Source organism: Limnohabitans sp. Rim8, from assembly GCF_943326455.1.
In the GTDB taxonomy this organism is placed as follows: Bacteria; Pseudomonadota; Gammaproteobacteria; order Burkholderiales; family Burkholderiaceae_C; genus Limnohabitans_A.
The window spans coordinates 1-23,878 of record NZ_CALPTI020000009.1; the positions used below are offsets into that span (position 1 = coordinate 1).

Consider the following 23,878-nt stretch of genomic DNA (forward strand, 5'->3'; position numbering starts at 1 on the left):
GGCGGCGAGGTGGGCGGCCCCGGCAAGGCGCTGCAAGGCAACATCGACCCGAACATCTTGTTTGCGCCGCCCCAGCAAATCGCCACTGAGGTGCGCCGCGTGCTCGACAGCTTTGGCCGCCCCCACACCGACCGGGCCACCACGGGCCCTACGCACATCTTTAACTTGGGACACGGCATCAGCCAATACACCCCACCCGAGCATGTGACCGCACTGGTCGAAGCGGTGCACAGCCATTCGCGCCATTTGCGTCAAGGCTGACGAGGCAGCTGCAGGCGCCCTGTGCAAGTGGCCTGCAGCCCGTTGTCAACGACCGGAAATCTGAAGCACCACGCCTTGCACGCCCGTCTTCACACCGGGCAGTTCGACCTGGAAATCACCCTCTTGCTTTTGCGCCGATCCCGTTTTGGAGATGCGGGCCACCAAGCGAACTTGGGTCAACGATGACAACAAGGGCGGTGCGCCCATGCCCATGCTGTCGCTCAAGCCAAAGCGCACAGGCCATGCAGCAGGCGTACCGCGCCAGATGGCCACGGGTCGACGCGAGCCGTCTTCGGCCAAGGCATAGACAAACAAAGTCGCACCTGCGCCAATTTGGGTTTGCACATCAGAGGAGACACGAACTTCGCCTTGAATGAGCGGCCGCTCATCGACAGAATTGGCTGGAGCTTTCACCTCAGGTCTTTGCGTCTGAGCTTGGGATGCAATCTGGGTCAAGGCTTGCTGGATACCCTGCGCCGCCTCGCTGTCATCGGGCACCAAAGCCAAGGCACGCTGCCAATAGGCTTGCGCCGCTTCGTATTTTTTTTCTGACAAAGCCGCGCTACCGGCCAAGACCAAGGCGTTCAGATGCAGCGGTTTCTCTCGCAAGACATTTTCAATCCACTGCCAAGGCTCTCCCGCATAGATGCCGCCCAGACTCAAGGCTTTCATTTGTGCACGCTCAATCCACAAATCGGGCTCAGGCGCCAAGCTCAGCACACGCGCCAAAGCTTGATCGGACAAGGCGTATTCGTTTTGTGCGGCATGCAAGCGCGCCAAAGTCAGCCATGCCACTGCATCTTCGGGGCTTTCTTGCGTGGTCTGCAACCAATAACGGGTTTGCTCGACCAATTTTTCAGGTGTTGTGGCACTGATCTTGACGCGCTGGCTCAAAGGCGCAGCCCACCAGCTTTGGGGTGCGCCCAATTGCAAATAACTCAGCCCACTGAGCAACACCAAAGCCACCACGATCCATAGCCATGACACGGCCAAGCCGCCACCTGAGCGGCTGCCAACGGCTTGCGCCGCATCGTCGAGCACATGGCGCAGCAACTCATCCCGTGCTGACCGATGTTGCTCAGTGTTCAAGCGGCCTTCGCGCAAAGCACGGTCCACATCGGCCAAGTGTTGTTGGTGAATCTGTCGGTTGATCTGGGACTGCACATCGCTGTCATCGGCAAACACTTTTCGCTTCAAACCACGCTGCAAAACCCAAGCCGCCAAGCCACCCAAGCACAGCAGCAGCAAGATCAAACCCAGCCAAGGCGGCAAAAAGGACATCAAGACTCCAGCAGTTGGCGAACGCGCTCGCGCTCGCTGTCGGTCAAGGGTGTGGGCACAGCGGGTGTGCGGCGCATCAGGCGCAGGGCCAAAGCCAGTGCACCCAAGAGCAAAACAAAGGGGCCAAACCAGAGCAACCATGTGACGGGTTTGACTTCTGGCTTGTAAAGCACAAAGTCACCATAGCGTTTGACCAAAAAACTGCGGATGTCGGTGTCGCTTTGACCTTGCTCGATCAGGCTGCGCACCTCGCGGCGCAAGTCGACTGCCAACTCGGCATTCGATGAAGCCAAAGACTCGTTTTGGCATACCAAGCAGCGCAGCTCGGCCGCGATGTGGTCCCAACGCGCTTGAATCGACGCGCTCATGGGCGCATCGCTTTGGGCCGATACAGGTGAGCTCACGTCCGGCAAAACTGCTTGGACACCCAGTGAAGCCGCTGGAGCACCCGAGACCACGGCTGCACCCGTGGTCACACCACCAGACAGCGCGGGCACTTGCGCCCCGGCACAAGCAGCCCACAACAACCAGCTGGCCAACATGCATTGCGTCGCCATACCCGGCAAGTCAAACGCCATGCGCTTCACTGCAGGCTCCGCATCAGGGGCAGCAATTTTTGCTGCAAAATTTCCGGCGTTAAAGCCCCAGCATGCTTGAAACGCACCACACCTTGGCGGTCCACCAAATACGTCTCAGGCAAGCCATACACACCAAAGTCCATGCCCACCCGACCATCCAGATCGAGCAGGTTCACGCCAAAAGCTTGGCCTTGTTTTTGCAACCAGGCTTGGCTGCGCGCCGTGGCTTTTTGCACCGCATCAGGACTCAACGGGTCTTGACCCGAAAGCTCTGAAGCCTGCAGCTCTTTGTAATTGATGCCTACCATTTGCAAACCGGGTTGACGGGCCAAAGCCATCAAAATGGGATGTTCTTCTTTGCAACCTGCGCACCAAGTGGCCCACAGGTTGACGAGCGTCAGCTGCCCCTTGAATTGCTCGGCGCCAAACACCCCCGGACCACCCACGACTGACAACCGGAAAGCAGGCGCCGGTTGACCGATGAGCGGCGAAGGAATTTCTTGTGGGTTACGCGTCAGCCCCACCGCCAAAAACACCGCCATGCCCAAGAACAGCGCCAGCGGCACAAACACCCAACGCGGCATGCGCCGGGTTTGGCCAACGCTTGTTGGCATGCTCATGCCAGTGCCCCCAACTTGCCAGGGGCCACTTTTGCAGCGCTCGCACTGGACTTCACAGGCGCTTGGCGGTAGCGCTTGTCAAAAGCGGCCAAGCCACCACCCAAGACCATGAACACCGCGCCCAGCCAAATCCACGACACAAAAGGCTTGTGGTAGACCCTAAAGCTCCACTGAGGTGGCTCGCCTGCCAAGGGCTCGCCCAAAGAGACATAGCGGTCACGCCACAGGTTGCGGTCGATCCCGGCTTCGGTCATGGGCATGGCACTGGAGACGTAGCGCCGTTTTTCTGGCAGCAAAGTGCCCACCTGCCGCTCACGGCCTGGCTCGCCTTCAAACAAGTGCACTTCTGCGCGCAAGGCCAAATAGTTGGGGCCCAAATGGTTGCCTACGCTGATCAGTTGGTAACGCACGCCAGCCACTGTGACCGAATCACCCTGGCCTAAACGCACGTCACGCTCCACCTCAAACGACTTGACGCCGGTGATGCCCAGCACCAGCACTGCCACACCCAAGTGCGCGACCTGCATGCCCCACCAAGCCAAGCCCGGTGAGCCCGCCAAACGCAGGCGCTGCACGATTTGCCAAACACCTGACAACACAATCCAGCCGCCCAACGTGCCGCCCATCACCGTGAGCCAACCACCGGCGGTGGTCACGGCCTCGGCGTCCTGCGGCGCGGCGCCCCAAGTGGCCCAAGCACTGGCCAACAAAAGCGCCAATGCCCCAGGAACCAAGACCGAGCGCACCGCAGCCCAGCGGGCCACATGCCAAGGCACCACCGTGCCAGGCACCATCGCCAACAACAGCGGCACCATCAGCGGCACAAACACCCGGTCGAAATACGGTGGGCCGACCGACAACTTGCCCAGGTTGAGCGCGTCAATGATCAAGGGGTACAAAGTGCCCAGCAACACCGCCGCCATGGCCACCACCAAGAGCACGCTGTTGAGCAACAAAAACGATTCACGCGAACCCACCACGGGCTGCGAGGCATTGGCCCACTGCGGCGCGCGCCAGGCAAACAAAGCCAGCGACACGCCCACCACCACCACCAAAAACAGCAAGATGAACACACCCCGCCCTGGGTCGGTGGCAAAGGCGTGCACCGAAGTCAAAACCCCAGAGCGCACCAAGAAGGTACCGAGCAAACTGAGTGAAAAGGCCCCAATGGCCAGCAGCACTGTCCAGGCCTTGAACTGCCCACGCTTGTCGGTGACCATGAGCGAATGGATGAGCGCCGTGGCCACCAGCCAAGGCATGAGCGAGGCGTTTTCCACCGGGTCCCAAAACCACCAGCCACCCCAGCCCAATTCGTAATAAGCCCACCAAGACCCCAGCGCAATGCCCAGCGTCAAAAAGCCCCAGGCCGCCACCGTCCAAGGCCTTGCCCAACGCGCCCACGCCGCATCAAGCCGCCCCGACAGCAGCGCCGCCATGGCAAAAGCAAAGGCCACCGACAAACCCACATAGCCCATGTAGAGCATCGGCGGGTGAATGACCAAACCCGGGTCTTGCAGCAAAGGTGTCAAGTCGCGCCCCTCGGCAGGGGCCGGGAACTGCCGGGCAAACGGATTGGACAAGGCCAAGATGAAGACCAAAAAGCCCACCGACACTGCGCCCATGACGCCCAGCACTTGCGCCACCATGGCTTGCGGCAATCGCTTAGAAAAAGTGGCTACCGCCACCGACCACAGCGCCAGCATCAAGACCCACAGCACCAAAGAGCCCTCGTGACCCGCCCAAATCGCCGAGAGGCGGTAAGGCGTCGGCAGCAAGGTGTTGGAGTTGTTGGCCACATACACGACGCTGAAATCGTGCACATAAAACGCATGCCACAAAGCGCCAAACGACAACACAATCAAGGCCAGTTGCAACTGCGCCAAAGGCCTGGCCAGCGCTTGCCAACCTGCGCGACGTGGCGACAAACTGCCCCACAGCGGCAGCACCGCTTGCGCCAAGGCGACCCAAGCCGCCATGATCAAGGCCATGTGGCCCGCTTCAGCCCACATGCCGGGCTCCTGAAAAAACAGCGCGCTTCATTGCGACACCGCCGCACCGATGCGGGCCTTGGCCGCCTCGTCCAATGCATGCTGGGCTTCGGGCGGCATGTAGTTTTCGTCGTGCTTGGCCAGCACTTCGCTGGCGACAAACTGGCGGCTGGCGTTCAAGCGGCCCTGCGCCACCACGCCCTTGCCCTCTTTGAACAGATCGGGCAAGAAGCCTACATAAGACACCGGCACTTCTTGGTGCGTATCGGTCACCACAAAGGCCACCGCCATGCCGTCGCGCTGGATGCTGCCCTCTTTGACCAAACCCCCTACCCGAAAGTGACCGTCTTTGGGCGCTTCGCCTGCCGCCACTTGCGTGGGCGTGAAGAAAAAAACCAGATTGCTTTGGAAGGCGTTGAGCACAAAAAACAGCGCACCGCACACGAGCAGCAAGCCCAATCCGATGCCAAACAATCGCTTGTGGCGGCTTTTCATGAAGCGGCTCCTGGGTTGATGGGTGAGGTTGACAACACCGTCGGGGCCATCCCGCCGGGTTCATGGGTTTCATCTTGTGCGGCGTCCATGGCCTCGCACACCGCGTCCAGCGCTTGACGGCGGCCCACACGCGCCAGCCACACCTCCAGCAGCATCAAAGCAGCACTCACGCCCATGCTGCCCCAGACGTACACGCCATAGCCGCCCATGGCCCAAAACTCTGAAGCGCTGGTCCAGATCATGCGGCACCTCGCAAAGCCCGGTGCGCCTGCACTTCGGGCAGTTGCTGAACCCAAGCTGCGTGGCTCTCGCGTTCCAAAATCAAACTGCGCACACGCCACAAGGCGATGGCCACTGCGTAAATCCAAACCGCGAAACTCATGAGCAGCATACCAGTCAACATGATGCTGGCCATGCGTGGCGACTGTGTGAACGAGACCGATGCGCCTTGGTGCAAGGTGTTCCACCACTGCACCGAAAAATAAATGATGGGCACATTGACCGCGCCCACCACCGCCACCAAGGCCCCTGCACGGTCGGAGCGGCGCGGGTCTTCGATGGCCGAGGTCAGCGCGATGTAGCCCAAATACAAAAACAGCAAGATCAGCATCGAGGTCAGCCGCGCGTCCCAGACCCAATAAGTGCCCCACATGGGCTTGCCCCACAAGGCACCGGTCCACAGTGACAAAAACGCAAGCATTGCCCCGGTGGGCGCAAGCGCCCGCGTCATCAAGCCGGACAAGCGCGTGTTGAACACCAGCCCCAGCACGCTCCAAAAGGCCATGGCCAGATAAATGATCATGGCCATCCACGACACCGGCACATGGATGTAAATGATGCGGTAGGCCTGCCCCTGCTGCGCGTCAGACGGCGCCACCATAAAACCCACCCACAAGCCCGCCAGCGCCAAGGCACTGGCCAGCACCGCCAGCCAAGGCCACAAACGCCCGGCCAGGGGGTAAAAGTGTTGCGGCGCTGCGTAATGGAAGAGTCTCAAGGTTCGGTCCCTTTCATTCCAGCGCCAGGCGCACAGCCGCTGCACAGGCCCAAGGGCTGAGCGCCGCCGCAGCCAGCAACAGCGCCAGCAAAACAGACACATGGGCCTGCGCCCCGAGACCACGCATTTGGGCATCGACAGCGCCTGTGCCGAACACCAGCACTGGCACATACAAGGGCAAGAGCAAAAGCGACTGCAACACCCCGCCACCGCGCACCCCCAAAGTCAGGGCAGCACCAATCGCGCCGAGCAATGACAACACGGGCGTGCCGATCAAAAGCGTCAAAACCAGCATGCCCAAAGCCTCTGACCCTAAGCCAAATTGCAGGGCCAAGATCGGCGACAACAACACCAAGGGCAAGCCGGAGATCAGCCAATGCGCCAGCAACTTTGCACTGACCAACCAAGACAAAGGCGCGGCCGACAACGCCAACTGCTCCAGGCTGCCGTCTTGGTGATCGGCCTCAAACAAACGGCCCAGGCTGAGCATGCTGGCCAGCAAGGCCGCCACCCACAGAACACCAGGCCCGATCAAGCGCAGCGTGTCCGGCTCGGGGCCGATGGCCAATGGAAACAACGCGGCCACCAGCACAAAGAAAAAAACTGCGCCGAGCCACTCGGACTTGCGCCGCAAGGCCAGGCGCAGGTCACGGCGCAGCACACCGGCCATGGCTTGCCAGGGGCTGGGTTGAATGTGTACGTTCATGCCGCCCGCGCCATAGCGCCCAGTTGAAACCGCTCACCCGGGCCCTGCAAGCCCACATCGTGGTGGCTGGTCATGACTATGGCGCCGCCAGCGTCCACGTGCGATTGCAGCAAAGATCGAGCGATGGCTGTGGCTTGGGTGTCCAAGCCCACCAAAGGTTCGTCCAGCACCCACAAGCGCGCGGGGCTGGTGCGCAGACGCGCCAAAGCAACGCCTTGCCGTTGGCCTTGCGACAGCACGCGAACGGGCAAATGCGCTCGGCTTTTAAGGCCCTGTGCGGCAAGGGCTTGCACCGCCTCTTCGGGGCTGAGCGCCAAGCCACTGGCCTGGGCGTCAAGGCACAGGTTTTCGGTCGCACTCAAATCAGGCTTGAGTCCCAAAGCGTGGCCGATGTAATGCAGCACCGAACGGTCCGGGCTGGCATACGTTGCAGGTGGCAGTCCCTCGGGGGGGGCCAGGTCGGGTGAGGCCCAGCGCACATGGCCTCGCGCCGCAGGTGACAAGCCGCACAAGATGCGCAGCAGACTGGTTTTGCCACACCCATTGCCGCCTTCGATGTGCAACCAACTGCCTTGAGACACAACCAAGCTCACGCCCTCGAACAAAGTCCGCTGGGCCTTTTGACAGGCCAGGTCCATCGCTGAGAGCACCCAAGACGCCATGGAAGGGCTTTCTGGTCGGTTTAAACACCCACAAGTGTAACGACAGATTGACACTTTGTGTGTCCAAACCCTTGAATGACATGGGCAAATCAGGGCAAACACTGAGCATCAAGCCGTCATAGGGCGTAAAAAAACCGCCCAAGGGCGGTTTTGAGGAATCCGACCGGAGAAATCCAGCCGGAGAACCTGAGGCATCAAGCCTTCTTGGCCCAAGCGGAGCACCAGCCTTTGGCAGACACTTGCTTGGCGCCAAACAGCGGGCAACCGCCTGCAGCGGCACCGGCCTTGGCTTGGAACAAGGCGCAGTTGGCGCAGTTGTTACCGGCAGCGTACTTGGGGTTTTTGGCTTTGTCGACCTTGGTCGCGTCGGCTTTGTAAGCCAAACCAACGGCTTGGGGATCTTTCTCGTCAAGCATGGCTTGAGCGGATGCTTGGCCCACAGCCAAAGTGGCTGTGGCGGCCGTGGCCACTTGCATCATGAACACGCGGCGGGTGGAAGAGATTTCGGTAAAACGGGACATGGACTGCTCCTGGATAAGGCTGCCAGAAAATACTGGATAGTTCATTGTGCGCCAGATCAGTCACTTTGTCATTTCAGGCCAGATACCCGAGCAAATCACACAGGAAAGCCCGGGATTTGTAATGTCAATCCAGATGCAGGAGGGCGTGTCAGAATGCGGCGTTATCAACACGGTTCCTGCCAAAGGGTTTTGACATGTTGCAATTGCTGCTCGGTTTGGTCCTTTTTTTGGGCATCCATTCACTTCAAAGCTTGGCGCCACAACTTCGCCAAGATGGTATGGCCCGCTGGGGTGAGCTGGGTTTCAAGGCGGTTTACGCCGCCATCTCTTTGTTGGGACTTTATCTGTTGGTACAAGGCTACGGCCAAGCACGGCTGGACCCGGTGGTGCTTTGGACACCGCCTCGCGGCACGCAGCACGCCACGATTTTGCTGATGTGGCTGGCCATGGTGTTGCTGGTGGCCACTTATGTACCCGGCAACCAGATCAAGGCCAAATTGCGCCATCCCATGACCTTGTCGGTCAAGGTCTGGTCGCTCGGCCATCTGTTGTCCAACGGCAACTTGGCCGATGTGCTGCTGTTCGGCGGCTTTCTCGTTTGGTCGGTGTTGGTGTTCCGCGCAGCCCGCAAGCGGGACCGCCAAAACCTGCACTCTGCGCCCGAAGGCAAGCTGCTGGGTACAGTGCTCGCTTTGGTGGTCGGCACCGGCGTATGGGCGGCTTTCCTGATGGGTGGCCTGCACGTTTGGCTGTTCGGAGTGATGCCCTTCACCCGGGCTGGTGGCTAACGGGTCTTGCGAAAGGGTCCTGCCCCGCGAAGCCTCCACACAAAAATTTGGCATCAAGTGTAAATTTAACTTGACACTTTGCCGCGTCTTTTGGATGATGAGCCAAGAACAGTTTTGCGGAACGCCCATGGCTTTGACCTTCCCTTTTGCGGCCATCGTTGGTCAAGATGAAATGACCCTCGCCATCCAAGTGGTGGCGGTTGATCCTTCCATTGGGGGCGTTCTGGTCCTGGGCGACCGGGGCACCGGCAAATCGACCGCCGTGCGCGCTCTGGCCGACCTGCTGCCCCCCATTTCGGTCGTCAAAGGCTGTCCTTACCGCTGCGATCCGGCCAAACCAGCGGGTGCCTGCCCGGTCTGCCAAACCCGCGACCCCAAAGCCAAAGTCGTGACCGAACGCCAGAGCGTCGCCGTGGTCGACCTGCCTTTGGGCGCGACCGAAGACCGCGTGGTCGGCGCGCTCGATCTGGAAAAAGCCCTGTCGCAAGGCGTCAAATCCTTTGCACCCGGTCTGCTGGCTCAGGCACACCGGGGCTTTTTGTACATCGACGAGGTCAACCTGCTCGACGACCACCTGGTGGACCTCTTGATCGACGTGGCCGCCTCAGGGGAAAACCTGGTCGAGCGCGAAGGCCTGAGCGTGCGCCACCCCGCCCGCTTTGTGCTGGTGGGCAGCGGCAACCCCGAAGAGGGCGAACTGCGGCCGCAACTGCTCGACCGCTTTGGCCTGTCGGTACAAGTGCGCACGCCACAAGACCTGACACTGCGCGTGAGCATCATCAAGCGACGCGACGCCTTTGACAAAGACCCAGAGGCCTTCAAGGCACTGTGGCACAAGGACAACCAGAAGCTGCAAAAACGCATCCTCAAGGCGCGCGACCTGCTCGACCAAGTGGAGGTGAGTGATGACATGCTGATGCTGTGCACCCGCCTGTGTCAGCAACTGGGCACCGACGGCCTGCGCGCCGAACTCACGCTGCTGCGCGCCACCCGCGCGTATGCCGCACTGCAAGGCCACAAAGCGGTGAAGGCCGAGCACCTGCAAAGCATGGCCCCGCTGGCCCTGCGCCACCGACTGCGCCGCAACCCGCTGGACGACACCGACTCGGGCGCGCGCGTACAGCGCAGCTTGCAAGAAGTGCTGGCCGCCTGACCCGGGTGCGCGCATGGCCCGCGAAGCCCCATCACCGTCCACACCTTCGGACCCAATGGCGCGCTGGAACGACGCGCTCACCACGCTGCAACTGCTGCAACTCGACCCCCACGGTTTTGGCGGCGTGTGCCTGCGCGCACCGCACGGCCCGGTGCGTGAGCGCTGGCTGCAAGCCTTAGCCGGTCTGGGCCTGGGACTGATCAAAGTGCCCGGCTCGGTGGACAGCGAGCGGCTGCTGGGCGGCATCGACCTGGCCCACACCCTGCAAACCGGGCAGCTGCACCTGCAAGCGGGCTTGTTGCAACAGGCCGACCAAGGTCTGGTGTGCCTGCCCATGGCCGAGCGCCTGTCGCCCGCCCTGCTCGCGCCTTTGGTGCAAGCCCTGGAACAAGGCCAAGTGCCGCCCACTCGGCACAGCGCAGCCCCCACACCCACCCGCTTTGGCGTGGTGGCGCTGGACGAATCCTTGCCCGACGAGCTCGGCGTGGGCGTGGCTCTGGCCGAGCGCTTGGGCGTGTGGTTGGACCTGCACGAACTCTCGCCCACCGACATCCATGCGGCTTTGCAAGACGACAGCGGGACTGACGGCCTGCAGATTCGTCTCAGCCCCGGCGCTTTGACCCGCGCCCGCGAGCACCTGCCCCAAGTGCAAGCCACCGACGAGCAAATGCAAGCGCTTTGCGCCGCCGCTTTGGGCCTGGGCATTGGGTCCTTGCGCGTGCCCAGCTTGGCGCTGCGGGTGGCTTGCAACCATGCGGCCCTCAACGGGCGAAGTACGCTGGACGCCGACGATCTGGGCTTTGCAGCGCGCTGCGTGCTGGCCCCCCGCGCCACGCAGTGGCCGGCCGAGCCTTCAGAGGAAGAAGCTGCAGCAGAGCCTGCACCACAGGAAGACACCACACCGCCGCCAGATAAACCAGAGCCACCAGAAAATGCCGATCAAGCGCCTGAAAATCAGGCTGAAAAAGACAACCCCCAAGACGCCGACCCACCCCCCGAACAGAACGCCGAACCGAGTGCCGAAGACCTGCAAGAAATGATGGTCGCCGCCGCCCTGGCCAGCTTGCCACCGCACATGCTCGATGCGCTGATGACGCGCCAAGGCGCGGCCAGCCACAACACCTCGGGCCGCAGCGGCCAAACCCGCGCAGGCTCGCAGCGTGGCCGCCCCCTGCCCCCGCGCCCGGGCCGCCCCGGTGGCCAGGCGCGCTTGCATGTGCTGGCCACCTTGCGCGCCGCTGCGCCCAAACAGCGTTTGCGACAAGCGCACAGCACCGGCCGCGTGGCCATCCGCGCGGAAGACTTCCACATCCAGCGTTACCAGCAGCGCGCCTCCAGCTGCCTGATCCTGGCGCTCGACGCTTCGGGCTCGGCTGCTTTGCAGCGCTTGGCCGAAGCCAAAGGCGCGGTCGAGTTGCTGCTGCAGCAATCCTATGCCCGACGCGACAGCGTGTGCATCGTGGCCTTTCGGGGTGCGCAAGCACAGCTGCTGTTGCCCATGACGCGCTCGCTGGTGCGCGCCAAACGCGCCATGACCGGCCTGCCCGGTGGCGGCGGCACGCCCTTGGCATTGGCCCTCAAAATGGCACACGAACAAGCGGCGCAACTGCAGCGCCAAGGCGTCACGCCCATCCTGGTGGTGCTGAGTGACGGCCGTGCCAATGTGACCTTGCAAGGCCTGGGCGGCCGCGCCCAAGCCCAAACCGATGCGCAAAGCTGGGGCCAACAGTGGCGCGCCAGCGGCCACCGCGCCTTGTGGATCGACACCTCCATGCAGCCCGACTCGCAAGCGCAGCAACTGGCGGCCACCATGGGCGCGAGCTACCTGCCCATGCCGCAGGTGCAGTCGCAACGCATGGCGCACGCCATCGAGCGGGTGCGCAGCCCACTGGTCTGAACGGCCATGTTTGACAGCTTCTACCCCAGCATGACTTGGGCCACCCACCAAGCCCAGCCCAACATATGGCCGCATTCGCAGCACAGCCGACAAGTGCAAGCAGGAGGGATCCAGTGGCATGTCCAAACCATGGGTCACGGCCCCTGCATGCTGCTCTTGCATGGCACGGGCTCGGGTCATTTCAGCTGGCGCGACCTGATGCCCACACTGGCCGAACACTTCACCGTGGTCGTTCCGGATCTGCCCGGACACGCTTTCACCAACCGAGGACCTGAAGGCGCCCTCTCGCTGCCCGGCATGGCCGAGGGCCTGCGGGCGCTGATGTTGCAACTGAAGCTCACGCCCCAAGCCATCGTGGGCCATTCAGCTGGCGCTGCGATTGCCGCGCAAATGGCTTTGAACGTGGACAGCCTATCGCGCAGCACCTTGATCGGGCTGAACCCCGCCTGGCTGCCACTGCCTGGCGTGGCCTCGTGGCTGTTCGGTCCGGCGGCCAAGTTGGCGGCCCTCAACCCGCTCTCGGCTTGGGCCACCGCCAAAATGGCGGCCAAGCCTGGCGCAGTTGCCGAGTGGATCGCGCGCACCGGCTCGGCCTTGGACGCTACGGGCCTCGATTTGTACACCCGTGTTCTGCGCGATGCAGGCCATGTTCACGGCGTACTGTCGATGATGGCGGCTTGGCGGCTCAAGCCACTGGCCACACGCTTGCACGAGATTCGCAACCCAGTGTTCATGCACATTGGCGCGCAAGACCAAACCGTGCCCCCAGCATTGGCTGAAGCAGCCTGCGCGCGCTTGCCACAAGCGCGCCTGCATCTGCAAGCCGGCGCGGGTCACTTGGCACACGAACAAGACCCTTTGGGCACGGCCCAGTTCATCTTGCGTTGCTGCCACATTGGATAAAACCATGCCTGAGGGCTGAAGCCCGTCTTGTGGTACTTTCAAGATATGGTTTTGTCGCTTGATTTCCTCTCATTGCCCTTGCTGGCCGGCGCTGCACTGGTGTTCATCAGTGTCTTGGCGGGGGTGTTTTCTGCGCGCATCGGTTTTTCATTCCTTTTGATTTTTTTGGTGGTAGGCATCTTGGCGGGTGTCAACGGGCCAGGTGGACTGGTCTTTGAGGATTTCCGCTTGAGCTTTTGGGTGGGCAACGTGGCCCTGGCCGTGATCCTGCTCGACGGCGGATTGCGCACCCAGATGCGCACCTTCCGAACCGGTCTGAAGCCATCGCTGTTGTTGGCCACACTGGGTGTGGTGCTGTGCACAGGCATCACGGGTGCTGCGGCTTATTGGCTGCTGGATTTGTCTTGGCCTCTGGCCCTTTTGGTCGGGGCCATCGTCGGCTCCACCGATGCAGCAGCCGTTTTTTCCTTGCTCAAGTCTTCCGGGGTGCACCTCAATGAACGCGTCTCCGCCACCTTGGAGATCGAGTCCGGCTTGAACGACCCGATGGCGGTCTACCTGACACTGACTTTCATCGCCATCGCGCTGTCCATGGCCAACCCAGACGGTTTGCCCCTGAGTGCCCCCGAAATCTTGCTGTCTTTGCTGGAACACTTGGGCTGGGGCGGTATCTTGGGCTTGGGCTTTGGCTGGGCCATGGCGGAATTGGTCAAACGCTTGGGACGAGGCGAGGACGGAGGGGGTGGGGTTCGCGCGCTGTTGGTGGTCTCGGGCGGGCTCACCGTGTTCGCTCTGACCACTTGGTTGGGCGGGTCTGGCTTTTTGGCGGTTTATCTGATGGGGGTAGTCATTGGCAACCGTGCCCGCAGGCAGGTCCGTGCGTCCTTGTCGGCCATGGACGGCTACGCTTGGTTGTCGCAAGCGGGCATGTTCTTGTTGCTGGGCTTGCTGGTGACGCCCACCGAGATGATGAAGTCGCTGTGGCCGGCCATTGGGGTGTCGCTGGTGCTGATGTTTGTGGCCCGGCCCGTGTCGGTTTGGTTGTGCCTGAAACCGCTTCACTTTTCCGGACGCGAAATCGCCTTTGTGTCTTGGGTGGGCCTGCGCGGTGCGGTGCCGATTGTGTTGGCGGTGTTCCCGGTCATGGCCGGTGTCGAAGGGGCCAGCATCTACTTCAATGTGGCCTTCATCGTGGTACTCACCTCATTGGTGCTGCAGGGCTCCACCATTGCCTGGAGTGCACGACGGCTGAACGTGGTCTTGCCCGACTTGGACGACACCGAACACGCCCGTTTGGTCTTCGGTGATTTTGTGCTGGCCGCCAGCACCTCCATGGGCGACCTGTGCATGTTTTATGGGCTGGAACTGCCTTGCGATTCAGACAAAACCATTGGCCAATGGTTGGCTGACAGTTTGCACCGCCCACCGGTCGAAGGCGACACGGCGCACCTGGGCAAAGCCGAGGTCAGTGTGCGCGTCACCGAAGGCAACGACATCTTGCAAGTCGGCATACGGATCACCTGAGCAAGCTCAACGCAAAAATTCGGCTACCGCTTGTTGCGACGCCTCAGCCGCTTCTTCTTGTGGCAAATGCCCCACTTGGGGCCAAGACACCAAACGGCTGCCCTGAATCGCTTGCAAATAATCCTGGGCATTGCGCAAGGGAATCATGGCATCGGCCTCGCCCCAGACCAGCAAGGTCGGGGCCTTGATTTGACGCAACAGCGGCACGGGCTCTTCCAGCACCGTTTGCTTCAATCGGTCCAGCATGGCTTGCCGAGCTCCGGGGGCCAAAATCAAATCATGGTACCGGGTGGTGACAACATCACTCAAACTCTCTGCACGGGCATAGGCCGGTTGCAAATTCATGCGCAGCAAAGGCTTGGGCAAGACATGGCGCATGAGGCCCAATGTGGCAGGCACATCCATCGGCTTGCCGTACTCAAAACCAAAACTGGCAAAGCCATCGGGCGCCACCAACACCAGCTTGTCCACACGTTCCGGATACCGGGCAGCCAAAGTCCAAGCGATGCGTCCACCCATCGAATGGCCCACCCAGCTGGCGCGTTGCAAGCCCAAACTGTCCATCAAGGCGATCAGCATCTCAAGGCTGCGCGCGTCTCGGTAATCGTGAGCGGGATCGGGTGGGCTCAAACCGCTGCCGGGCAAATCGATGCGCACCACTCGGTGGGTGGCAGACAAACCCTGGGCCCATGCATCCCAAGTGTGAAGGCTCGAACCAAAACCATGCAACAACACCACCGCGGGGGCGTCGGTCGGGCCGCTTTGGCGGACATGAAGTCTCCACGGACCCACGCTGCGCAGGTCAGCGGGTGCGGCCAGATAGCGCGCCTCCAAGGTCGAGCGCGGCAAGTCCGGTGTCCAGAGCCAAAAGGACAACACGGTCAAGGCAGTCAGGGCCAACACGCTGGCAAGCCTTTTCATGGGGCGCGGGCCACGCGCGTCAAAGAGTTCATGTCAGGGCTTGGGGCCAAAAGGGCCATTGAGCATCACGGTCTGCACATTGAGCACCGCCGCAATACTGACCCAAATCCAATATGTGACGAGCAACAAACTGGCCCAACGCGACATCCGCCACAAGCCCATGACCAAGGCCAGTATCGAGAGCCACAAAAACACCACCTCAAAGAGCGCCCAATCAGGCCGCTGCAACTTGAAGTAGAGCGCACTCCACAAGACGTTGAGGACCGCGTTCACCCCAAACAAATACAACACACGGCGGCGCAAGGCCAGCGTGTCGGCCGCTTGCCAAGCCAGCCAAGCGCTGATGGCACACAAGGTAAAAATCGTGCTCCAGATAGCACCAAAAGCGGCGTCAGGCGGCTTCCAGGGCGGGTGTTTGAGCGCAAAGTACCACGGCCCCAACTCGCTCAGGGCCGCGCCGATGCCCGCTGTGGCGTAGCTGAGCACAAAGGCCAAGAGCAGAGCACGCACAGGCGCTTGGGGCTTGCGCCTCAGGGTGTGCATCAGCAAACCGTGTTCGGGGTGCTGGCTCACCAAAGCCTCATGTGCGTGCCAAACCCAACAAATGGGCCATGTCTTTCAAGAAGATGCGCACGTGTGCCATCGGGTCCTTGCGAGCCAATTCCTTGTTCATGTACGACTCAAAGGTCAGGCGTTGCACATCGCGATCTTCGCAAATCTTGACAAACTTTTCGCGGCGTTTGTCGTTTTGGTACCAGAAGTACTGCATCACGCCCAAGATCCAGAACACGCGGCCATGCTGCTTCATGAAGCTCTTGCGGCCTTGCTTCAGGCAAGCGCTGTTGCCGGTTTTGAGGGCCTGGTGTGCGGCTTGCGACACACGCCGCGCGCAATCCATCGCGTAGTAAATGCCTTCTCCAGAGGACGGGGCCACCACGCCTGCAGCATCACCAATCACCACCACGTCTCGGCCGTTGTCCCATTGGGGCAGCGGTTTGAGCGGGATGGGTGCGCCTTCCCGGCGCAAAGTAGGGGCATGTGTCAGGCCAGCAATCTCGCGCAAGCGCGCCGTGGCACTGCGCAAGGAGTAGCCCTTGTCGGCACTGCCCATGCCCACGCTCATGGTCTTGCCGTGCGGAAACACCCAGCCATAAAAGTCGGGTGACACTTCGCCTTGGTAATACACGTCGCAACGTGCTGCGTCATAACCGGGCTGGCCCACAGGCGACTCAATGATCTCGTGGTATGCGAACACATACTTGGTTTTGTGCGCGTTAGGAATGGCTTGGCGTGCCACCTCAGAGCGGGCACCATCGGCCCCCACGACCATGCGGGTAGACACCTTGATGGGCTGGGCATGTTCGGTCGCCGAATGCTCTTTGGACGTCACAGGAGTGAAGTGCACCCACAGCTGACCACTGTCGTCGTGCTGCAACTTGTCAAAAATAGCTTGGCAACGCACCGCACCCGATTTGGCTGCGCGCTCGCGCAAATACTCATCGAACTCGTCGCGGTCCACCATGCCCACATAGCCGTTGTCGATCGGGATGTCGACCTTGTTGTCGGTTGGAGAAATCATGCGGGCACAACGCACCTTGGCCACCAGCAGATGGTCAGGAATGTCGAAGTCTTTGATGAGTCGTGGTGGAATCGCACCGCCACAAGGCTTGGTGCGGCCCTGTCGGTCCAAGAGCAACACGCGCCAGCCTTCGCGCACCAGATCGTGCGCCGCGGTGGCGCCCGAAGGCCCTCCACCCACCACCACAAAGTCGTAATCGGTTTGGTTCATGAGCTTGACCCACCTTTGAGTAATACGGGACCATCAAAACGCAAGGACTGACGTTGCGTTGGACCAGCGCGAAGGCGCACAGCCACCGCCGCCGACACCGCAAACATCAGCGCTTGCATGCCAAACACAGCCGCATAGGCCGTGCGTTGTTCACCCAACAAGGCATGGGCCAGGTCGCTGGCGGCAGTGCCCAGCAAACCACCCAAGCCAAAGGCCGCCGCTTGCGCCGCGCCCCACAAACCCATGCGCGTGCCTTCGCGGCCTGCGCCGCCCTCACCCGCCAAGCGCATCATGGTGGCAATGGCTGCGATAGAAAACGCACCGTTGGCCACCCCCAAAAACACCACATTGGCCTTCAGAGGCCATTCAGCAGACAAGGCTGAACTGACCAAACCGAACGTGGCCAAAGCCGAAAACAAACAGCCACCCACCATCCAGCTCTGTACCGAGCCCAAGCGCCCAGCCACCCAGCGCGAACCGGCCCCAGCCACCGCCAACATGCCCACAAGCACACCCATGTGGTGCCAGCCAGAGAGCTGCGTGGTCTGCCCCGGTGTGAAGCCGTGGACGGCACCTGCAAAGGGCTCCAGAATCAAGTCTTGGGCGCTGTAGGCCAGCATGGACATGAACACGAACACCGTGAAAGTGCGCGCCGCAGGCTCAGACCAAACTTCTTTGAAGGCTTCTTTGAAATTTTGTTTTTGCAAGCGTGCTTTGGCCAAGCTGTCAGATGTCAGCTGCTCAACAGCTGCGTCCATCGGCTTTTCCAAGCCCCACAAACACAAAGCTGTGATCAAAGCCGTCACCCCACTCAAACCCGCCGACACCTGCAGCAAAATCTGCGGGCTGTAGGGGTCGATCAGCTTCCCCACCACGCCGGCGGTGACTGCAAAACCCACAATCATCATCAACCAGACCGTGGTGGCAGCAGGTGCACGCCGCTCTTCGGGCACGCGCTTTGCCATCAAAGTCAGAAGGGATGTGCCGCAAGCGCTCACGCCCAAGCCAATCAGGCTGAACGAGAACCAAGCCATCAGGGCACCGTAAAAGGGTTCTTCGGCCATCCACACGGTGGCCCACGCAGCCATCACGCCGCCCAGGCCCAGCACCAGCATGCCGCCCATCATCCAGGGCGTGCTGCGCTGGCCTTTGTCAGCGCCAAAGCCCATGCGCGGGCGCACCATTTGCACAGCGTAATGCCAAGCCACCAAAAAGCCTGGCAACAAAGCGGGCAGCGCCAACTCGACCACCATGATGCGGTTGAGCGTGGACGTGGTCACCACCACCACTGCGCCCAAACAAGCCTGAATCAGGCCCAAGCGGATGATTTGAAACCAACCAAACAGGGATGCGTTCACGGCTCTGCTCATGCAATACCCGCCGCTGTTGGCACAAGGCTAAGTTGGCGCAAACCCCATGCACTGACCATCATGCCGCTGACAAACAGGGGCACGCCAAAGGCCGACACATGCAGCGCACGCTCCACCGGCTGGCGAAGAAATTTCAGCATCAATGGGACTTGCGAAATCGCCAAGGCCAAGACGCCCGCTGCGTGCCATGGCAACTGCCAGTGGGCCAACAACAAAGCCACCACCACTTGCGGAACCAGCATGAAGACGCAGGCCATGCGGGCCGCGCCGTGCGCACCCAGCTGCACGGGCAGCGAAGCCACACCCATCTGACGGTCGCCTTCAATCGCCTTGAAATCGTTGAGCGTCATGATGCCGTGGGCACCGACGCTGTAGAGCAGCGCCAGCGCCACCGAATGTGGGCCGGGCCAGGCACCACCCAACATGACCGCAGTGCCCGTCAGCCAGGCCAGACCTTCGTAGCTCAGAGCACAAGCGGAGTTGCCCCACCAGCCGTTTTTTTTCAGGCGCACGGGCGGCGCGCTGTAGGCCCAAGACAAGACGATGGCCAAAGCACAAGCGGCAAAGCCCCAGGGACCCATGAGCGTGGCCCACAGCAGTGACAGCACAGTCCAGGCGATGGCCAAGCCCAAACCCCAGCGGCCGGGCATGCGGCCCGAGGGAATAGGTCGGTTGGGCTCATTGATGGCGTCCACATGTCGGTCAAACCAGTCGTTCACCGCCTGGCTGCTGGCGCAAACGAGCGGACCGGTGAGCACCAGACCCAAAAGCAGCAAAGCCCAATTTGCGCCGATGTCTTGGCCCGAGGCCACCACACCACAGGCAAAAGCCCACATGGGTGGGAACCAGGTGATGGGTTTGAGAAATTCGGCCACCGTGCGCCAAGCCGGTCGGCTGAGCGGCACCGCCCGCGCTGTCAGCACGGCACTCGCGCGAGAAGCCTGAGGAGGTGGCGTTTGGGCCAGTGGCGGGGTGTCCATGCCCCGATTGTGAAGAGAGTTTTTTAAATGTCAACTAGGATTGACACTTATCGTCAATTTTAATTGACAGTCTTCAGGGGTTGTCGCTTTCGGCTTCGGCCACCATGCCGAAGCGGCGCAACTTGACATAGAGACTTTGGCGAGACAAACCCAGCATTTCCGCGGCCGACGCGCGGTTGTTGTGGGTCAACTCCAAAGCCGCTTCGATGCACATGCGCTCAATGGTGTCCACGGTTTCACCCACAATGTCCTTGATCGGGCGACGCCCCACCAGCTGGGTCAAGTCGGCAAAGGGGTTGATTTGGCTTTGCGTGACCGAAGCACCGCCTTGCAAGCGACGGTCCATGTCGCGCACGAAAAAGGCAAACATAGGTTCAGGCCGGGCCAAACAAACCGCCGACACCTCGACGGGCAAAGTCATGCCCGACAGGGTGCGCACTTCGGTGGCGAAGTTACGGACAGGCAATTGTTGGCGCAAACTGGTGTTGAGCACACCCCAATCGACCGCTCCACGCAACAACCAGCGCTCAAGACTCTGGCCCACCACTTGAGACGAAGCCGTCAGCCCCAGCAAAGCCATGCCTTCTTCGTTCACACTTTTGATCACGCCTGTGGTGTCGGTGAGCAACCAGCCATCGGGGAAACGCTCCATGGCTTCGCTCAAGGCAGCCGATGACCCAGGTTCTTGGTGAGACAAAACGGCTGATTCACGCGTGACCAAGCGAACCAGAAACTGGGCCCCGCCCTCTTGACGGAACACGGTGGCAGACACCGTCCAAGTCGACGGCAAACCTGTCACGCGAGCCGCGCACATCTCAATGCGGCCGGTGGCCAGCGCCATCCGCAGCAAAGACTGAACTTCGCCCTGGCTATCGCCTTCAAAACATTCCCGCACGTCACGTCCGACCAAGCGTTTGCCTGCATCTTTGAGCAAGGCCTGGGCGCCCACATTGGCTTCCAAAACTCGTTGGGTGGTGGCGTCCACCATCAAAACAGCCTCAGAGGAGGTGTCGAACAACACGCGGTAGCGCGCCTCAATGTGCCGCAGACGAAGATAATCTCGTTCCATGGACTGCTGGGTTTCAACCAGTCGACGCTGCAGCTCCGCCAGACTTTCCAAATCACGGCCCATGGCCAGCAACTTGCCACCGCTCAAGGGCAACACCACATACTGCAAAGCAACTTCGTTGCCCGCAGGGGACATGTGGTTCACATGCCGCCAACGCATCACCTCAGGGGCGCCTTGCGACAGCAGCATTTCTTGGACTTTGGCGCGACTCTCGCTGGTGACCGTGTCAATCCAGCGGCGTCCCATCCAGGTTTGACAGCCCAAAGCTGCCAATGTGTCACGCCCGGTAGACACGTCCTCGATCACCCCTTGCGGGTCCATGACCAAGGTGACGTCAGACACCACGCCCAGCAACTGGGAAAAGGTGGACGGGTCCAAAGAGGGAAGCTTCATGTTGTAAACCAAACGGGTTTGAGCATCAGGAAGTTGACACTTATATTTGTCATTCAAGTATAGGCTGATGCAGCCCATTGAAGCTTGAGGAAATGTGATTCAAATCAATTAAAAGTTCGTGAATTGACATTTTATGTGGCCCTTGCGGATGACAAAAGCATGCCGCGCGTGACGCAGGCCACGGTCTCGGGTGCATCTTCGGCGATCAGTTGGGCGGGCAGCCCTTTGAGCAAGTCGGGCGCGGTGAAAGCCATGGGCCCGCCGACAAAGACTTGCAAGTTCAGGTTGTCTGATGCCTCACGCAGCTGTGGGAGCAAGGTCTGCAGGGTACCCAAATGCCGGTCGGTGCTGATGGAAATGCCCACCGCATCGAACCAATCGGACACAAACAATTTTTTGAAATCCGCCACGTCTTGGGGCACGGCCACCGTCACCACCCAACCCGAGCGCTTGAAGAACTCACTGAGCATGAACAAACCCATGCTGTGCTGAGCCCCTGGCTCGGTCAACAAAAGCAGGCTCAAGCCATTGGGCTTTTTAGGCGACTCTTGGAAAAACTCCGCACTGAAGTCGTGCAGCAACTGCTGTAGATGGGCAGAAGCGATGGTCGACAAGGCGAAGTCCAACCGGTCCGAACACCACCAGTCCCCCAAGAGGCGGGCACACGGTGTGATGCCTTGTATGTAGATGTCTTCCAGCGACTGGCCTTGGCGCTGCCAACCAAACACCACCTGCCTTGCCGCATCCAGGCCCTGCAAACAGGCTTGGGCCAAGATCTGGATTTGGGCCAGGTCGATGGCCGATTTGCCTGCAAATGAGGTGCCACCCACCAAACGCGGACCCACGGGCGTGCCTTGCCTCAGGGCCTCTGGCAAGGGCATCACCCCCTGCACCAAGGGCGGAGATGGAGAGTTTTCAAGATTGAATTTCGCCATGACAAGCACCGATCATCAAAAGGATACACCAGCGGCAGGCTCCGGGGCGTCGGAGTGCTCGTCGCAAGAAGGCTGGTCAGGCCATGCAAATGACCTCACCAAACACAGGCCTGAGTGTGGTTTGATTTCAGTGCATTGTATCTAGTGTAAACCCTGATTACTTAAAATATTGTCAATTTATGTTGACACACTGTATGTCCAGACTTACATTCACTCCAAGCCCCAACACCCAACCAGGTCCTCCATGTCCACTTCCAGCCCCCAGGTTTTGTACACGCCAGCGCAACGCGCCCGGCGTGACGCGACCGCCTGGACGCTGGTGCAAGGCGTGCTGGCCCCGGTGCAGTTCCTGATCTTTGGCATCAGCCTGTATTTGGTGATCAACAGCCTGCACACCGGCGAGCACACCGACTGGGCACTGGCCTCGGTGGTGATCAAGACTTTGGTGCTCTACGCCATCATGGTCACCGGCGCCATCTGGGAAAAAGTGGTCTTCGGTCAATACCTGTTTGCCCCTGCCTTCTATTGGGAAGATGTGGTCAGCATGGGGGTGCTGGCCCTGCACACCACCTACCTGTGGGTTTGGTGGCAAGGCGTGTGGAACCCCACCGACCAGCTGCTGCTGGCCTTGGCCGCGTATGGCAGTTACGCCATCAACGCCGCGCAATACATCCGCAAGCTGCGTATGGCGCGGCTGCAAAAACAACCCTCATCCACCTCTTTGCCCGACACGGGCGCACAGGCCAGCACATGAGCACTGTCATCCCGATCCGCGCCGAAACCTCGGCGCAAACCGCCGGTTGCACCGACGTCGTGCCTTTGGTCGAACGTGGCCAGCGCGAGGTGTTTTGTGGTCTGACCGGCATCATCTGGCTGCACCGCAAGATCCAGGACGCTTTCTTTTTGGTGGTCGGCTCACGCACCTGCGCCCACCTGATCCAGTCAGCGGCCGGTGTGATGATCTTTGCCGAACCCCGCTTTGGCACCGCCATCATCGATGAGCGCGACTTGGCAGGCCTGGCCGATGTGCACGAAGAACTCGACCGCGTGGTCGGTCAATTGCTGGCGCGCCGCCCCGACATCCGCTTGTTGTTTTTGGTGGGCTCTTGCCCGTCCGAAGTCATCAAGCTCGATTTGTCGCGCGCCGCCGAGCGCCAAAACCAGATCCACCACCCCAAGGTGCGCGTGCTCAACTACTCGGGCAGCGGCATCGAAACCACCTTCACCCAAGGCGAAGACGCTTGCCTGGCGGCCATGGTCCCCGGCCTGCCCACCAGCGCCCCAGATACCGCCCCTGCTCTGATGGTGGTGGGCACCTTGGCCGACGTGGTCGAAGACCAGATGCGCAGCCTCTTTGATCGCATGGGTCTGCAAGTCAACTTCTTCCCGCCGCGCAACAGCCAAGCCATGCCGGTGGTCGGCCCGAACACCCGCTATTTGTTGGCCCAGCCCTTTTTGGCCGACACCGCCCGCGCCCTGCAGTCGCGTGGCGCGCAACATTTGCCCGCACCGTTCCCGCTGGGCGTGGAAGGCACCACCGCTTGGCTGCAAGCGGCCGCCACCGAGTTTGGCGTAGCCCCCGAGGTGTTTGAACTAGCCACCGCTGCGCCGCGCCAGCGCGCCGAAAAAGCCCTGGCCGTACAGCGCCAGATGCTGCAAGGCCAGCGCATCTTTTTCTTCCCCGACTCGCAGCTCGAAATTCCGCTGGCGCGCTTTGTCCACCGCGAACTGGGCATGGATTTGGTCGAAGTGGGCACGCCCTATTTGCACCGCCAGCACATGGCCGAAGAACTCGCGCTCTTGCCCACAGGCACGCGCATCAGCGAAGGCCAAGACGTGGACCTGCAGCTCGACCGCTGCATCGCCGATGCCCCCGACCTCGTGGTCTGCGGCCTCGGCTTGGCCAACCCGCTCGAAGCGCAAGGTATCACCACCAAGTGGGCCATTGAGTTGGTCTTCACCCCCATTCAGGGCTACGAACAAGCGTCGGACCTTGCCGGTTTGTTCAGCCGCCCCCTCAAACGCCGCCTGAAGCTGGCGGCTTAAA

Annotated in this window: 25 protein-coding genes; 8 read left to right on the forward strand and 17 right to left on the reverse strand. The window is 61.1% G+C overall.

Annotated elements, in window-relative coordinates:
- The coding region (locus tag Q1M54_RS08055; RefSeq protein ID WP_300556052.1) for a uroporphyrinogen decarboxylase family protein at nt 1-261 on the forward strand (261 nt) is incomplete at its 5' end.
- Nucleotides 262-306: 45 nt separating this feature from the next.
- Here Q1M54_RS08055 and ccmI read toward each other — a convergent pair.
- The 10 genes from ccmI to Q1M54_RS08105 all read right to left on the reverse strand — a co-directional run bounded on the left by ccmI (nt 307) and on the right by Q1M54_RS08105 (nt 8,109).
- A complete protein-coding gene (ccmI, locus tag Q1M54_RS08060) occupies nt 307-1,542 on the reverse strand; it encodes a c-type cytochrome biogenesis protein CcmI (protein WP_300556054.1) in 1,236 nt (411 codons plus the stop codon).
- Entirely contained in the window at nt 1,542-2,120 is a 579-nt protein-coding gene (locus Q1M54_RS08065; protein WP_300556056.1) for a cytochrome c-type biogenesis protein, read from the reverse strand. Before Q1M54_RS08065 ends, ccmI begins: the two co-directional genes overlap by 1 nt.
- A gap of 5 nt (nt 2,121-2,125) precedes the next feature.
- Complete coding sequence (locus Q1M54_RS08070; RefSeq protein ID WP_300556058.1) at nt 2,126-2,740, reverse strand: redoxin family protein; 615 nt, start codon at nt 2,738-2,740, stop codon at nt 2,126-2,128.
- Nucleotides 2,737-4,749, reverse strand: a complete 2,013-nt coding sequence (locus Q1M54_RS08075) for a heme lyase CcmF/NrfE family subunit (RefSeq protein WP_300556060.1) — start codon at nt 4,747-4,749, stop codon at nt 2,737-2,739. The genes Q1M54_RS08070 and Q1M54_RS08075 overlap by 4 nt, the downstream gene beginning before the upstream one ends.
- A gap of 27 nt (nt 4,750-4,776) precedes the next feature.
- Nucleotides 4,777-5,223: a cytochrome c maturation protein CcmE gene (gene ccmE / locus Q1M54_RS08080; RefSeq protein WP_300556062.1), complete on the reverse strand. Its 447-nt coding sequence runs from the start codon at nt 5,221-5,223 to the stop codon at nt 4,777-4,779.
- On the reverse strand, nt 5,220-5,465 hold the full coding sequence (gene ccmD / locus Q1M54_RS08085) for a heme exporter protein CcmD (RefSeq protein ID WP_300556064.1): 246 nt from the start codon (nt 5,463-5,465) through the stop codon (nt 5,220-5,222). Before ccmD ends, ccmE begins: the two co-directional genes overlap by 4 nt.
- The gene (gene ccmC, locus Q1M54_RS08090) at nt 5,462-6,265 is read right to left on the reverse strand and encodes a heme ABC transporter permease CcmC (RefSeq protein WP_300556066.1); all 804 of its coding nucleotides are present in this window, start codon (nt 6,263-6,265) and stop codon (nt 5,462-5,464) included. The genes ccmD and ccmC overlap by 4 nt, the downstream gene beginning before the upstream one ends.
- Nucleotides 6,234-6,926 (reverse strand): heme exporter protein CcmB, encoded by a 693-nt coding sequence (ccmB, locus tag Q1M54_RS08095; protein ID WP_300556068.1) that lies wholly within the window; start codon nt 6,924-6,926, stop codon nt 6,234-6,236. The genes ccmC and ccmB overlap by 32 nt, the downstream gene beginning before the upstream one ends.
- Nucleotides 6,923-7,588, reverse strand: coding sequence for a cytochrome c biogenesis heme-transporting ATPase CcmA (ccmA, locus tag Q1M54_RS08100; RefSeq protein ID WP_300556070.1), 666 nt, complete (start codon nt 7,586-7,588; stop codon nt 6,923-6,925). The genes ccmB and ccmA overlap by 4 nt, the downstream gene beginning before the upstream one ends.
- A 194-nt stretch (nt 7,589-7,782) precedes the next feature.
- Nucleotides 7,783-8,109, reverse strand: coding sequence for a high-potential iron-sulfur protein (locus Q1M54_RS08105; RefSeq protein WP_300556072.1), 327 nt, complete (start codon nt 8,107-8,109; stop codon nt 7,783-7,785).
- 194 nt (nt 8,110-8,303) lie between these two features.
- Between Q1M54_RS08105 and Q1M54_RS08110 the strand changes: the two genes are divergently transcribed.
- From Q1M54_RS08110 to Q1M54_RS08130, 5 genes are all read left to right on the forward strand, one after another.
- Nucleotides 8,304-8,897, forward strand: a complete 594-nt coding sequence (locus tag Q1M54_RS08110; RefSeq protein WP_300556074.1) for an NnrU family protein — start codon at nt 8,304-8,306, stop codon at nt 8,895-8,897.
- Nucleotides 8,898-9,024: 127 nt separating this feature from the next.
- Nucleotides 9,025-10,050: a magnesium chelatase ATPase subunit I gene (gene bchI / locus Q1M54_RS08115; protein WP_300556076.1), complete on the forward strand. Its 1,026-nt coding sequence runs from the start codon at nt 9,025-9,027 to the stop codon at nt 10,048-10,050.
- Nucleotides 10,051-10,063: 13 nt separating this feature from the next.
- Complete coding sequence (locus tag Q1M54_RS08120) at nt 10,064-11,947, forward strand: magnesium chelatase subunit D (protein ID WP_300556078.1); 1,884 nt, start codon at nt 10,064-10,066, stop codon at nt 11,945-11,947.
- Nucleotides 11,948-11,953: 6 nt separating this feature from the next.
- Nucleotides 11,954-12,850, forward strand: a complete 897-nt coding sequence (bchO, locus tag Q1M54_RS08125) for an alpha/beta fold hydrolase BchO (protein WP_300556080.1) — start codon at nt 11,954-11,956, stop codon at nt 12,848-12,850.
- A 45-nt stretch (nt 12,851-12,895) separates the two neighbouring features.
- The gene (locus Q1M54_RS08130; RefSeq protein WP_300556082.1) at nt 12,896-14,374 is read left to right on the forward strand and encodes a potassium/proton antiporter; all 1,479 of its coding nucleotides are present in this window, start codon (nt 12,896-12,898) and stop codon (nt 14,372-14,374) included.
- Nucleotides 14,375-14,380: 6 nt separating this feature from the next.
- Here Q1M54_RS08130 and Q1M54_RS08135 read toward each other — a convergent pair whose 3' ends face one another.
- The 7 genes from Q1M54_RS08135 to Q1M54_RS08165 form a co-directional block, all read right to left on the reverse strand.
- Entirely contained in the window at nt 14,381-15,295 is a 915-nt protein-coding gene (locus tag Q1M54_RS08135; RefSeq protein WP_300556084.1) for an alpha/beta fold hydrolase, read from the reverse strand.
- Between the two features lie 33 nt (nt 15,296-15,328).
- Nucleotides 15,329-15,868: a TspO/MBR family protein gene (locus Q1M54_RS08140; protein ID WP_300556086.1), complete on the reverse strand. Its 540-nt coding sequence runs from the start codon at nt 15,866-15,868 to the stop codon at nt 15,329-15,331.
- A 7-nt stretch (nt 15,869-15,875) separates the two neighbouring features.
- Entirely contained in the window at nt 15,876-17,084 is a 1,209-nt protein-coding gene (locus tag Q1M54_RS08145) for a geranylgeranyl diphosphate reductase (RefSeq protein ID WP_300556088.1), read from the reverse strand.
- Nucleotides 17,081-18,442 (reverse strand): BCD family MFS transporter, encoded by a 1,362-nt coding sequence (locus Q1M54_RS08150; RefSeq protein WP_300556090.1) that lies wholly within the window; start codon nt 18,440-18,442, stop codon nt 17,081-17,083. The genes Q1M54_RS08145 and Q1M54_RS08150 overlap by 4 nt, the downstream gene beginning before the upstream one ends.
- Nucleotides 18,443-18,450: 8 nt before the next feature.
- Nucleotides 18,451-19,434, reverse strand: coding sequence for a chlorophyll synthase ChlG (chlG, locus tag Q1M54_RS08155; RefSeq protein WP_300556092.1), 984 nt, complete (start codon nt 19,432-19,434; stop codon nt 18,451-18,453).
- Between the two features lie 73 nt (nt 19,435-19,507).
- Nucleotides 19,508-20,896, reverse strand: a complete 1,389-nt coding sequence (ppsR, locus tag Q1M54_RS08160) for a transcriptional regulator PpsR (protein ID WP_300556094.1) — start codon at nt 20,894-20,896, stop codon at nt 19,508-19,510.
- A 131-nt stretch (nt 20,897-21,027) separates the two neighbouring features.
- Complete coding sequence (locus tag Q1M54_RS08165) at nt 21,028-21,831, reverse strand: B12-binding domain-containing protein (RefSeq protein ID WP_300556096.1); 804 nt, start codon at nt 21,829-21,831, stop codon at nt 21,028-21,030.
- A gap of 244 nt (nt 21,832-22,075) precedes the next feature.
- Between Q1M54_RS08165 and bchF the strand changes: the two genes are divergently transcribed.
- On the forward strand, nt 22,076-22,585 hold the full coding sequence (gene bchF, locus Q1M54_RS08170) for a 2-vinyl bacteriochlorophyllide hydratase (protein ID WP_300556098.1): 510 nt from the start codon (nt 22,076-22,078) through the stop codon (nt 22,583-22,585).
- Entirely contained in the window at nt 22,582-23,877 is a 1,296-nt protein-coding gene (locus Q1M54_RS08175) for a ferredoxin:protochlorophyllide reductase (ATP-dependent) subunit N (RefSeq protein ID WP_300556100.1), read from the forward strand. Before bchF ends, Q1M54_RS08175 begins: the two co-directional genes overlap by 4 nt.
- The last annotated feature ends 1 nt before the right edge of the window (nt 23,878 follow it).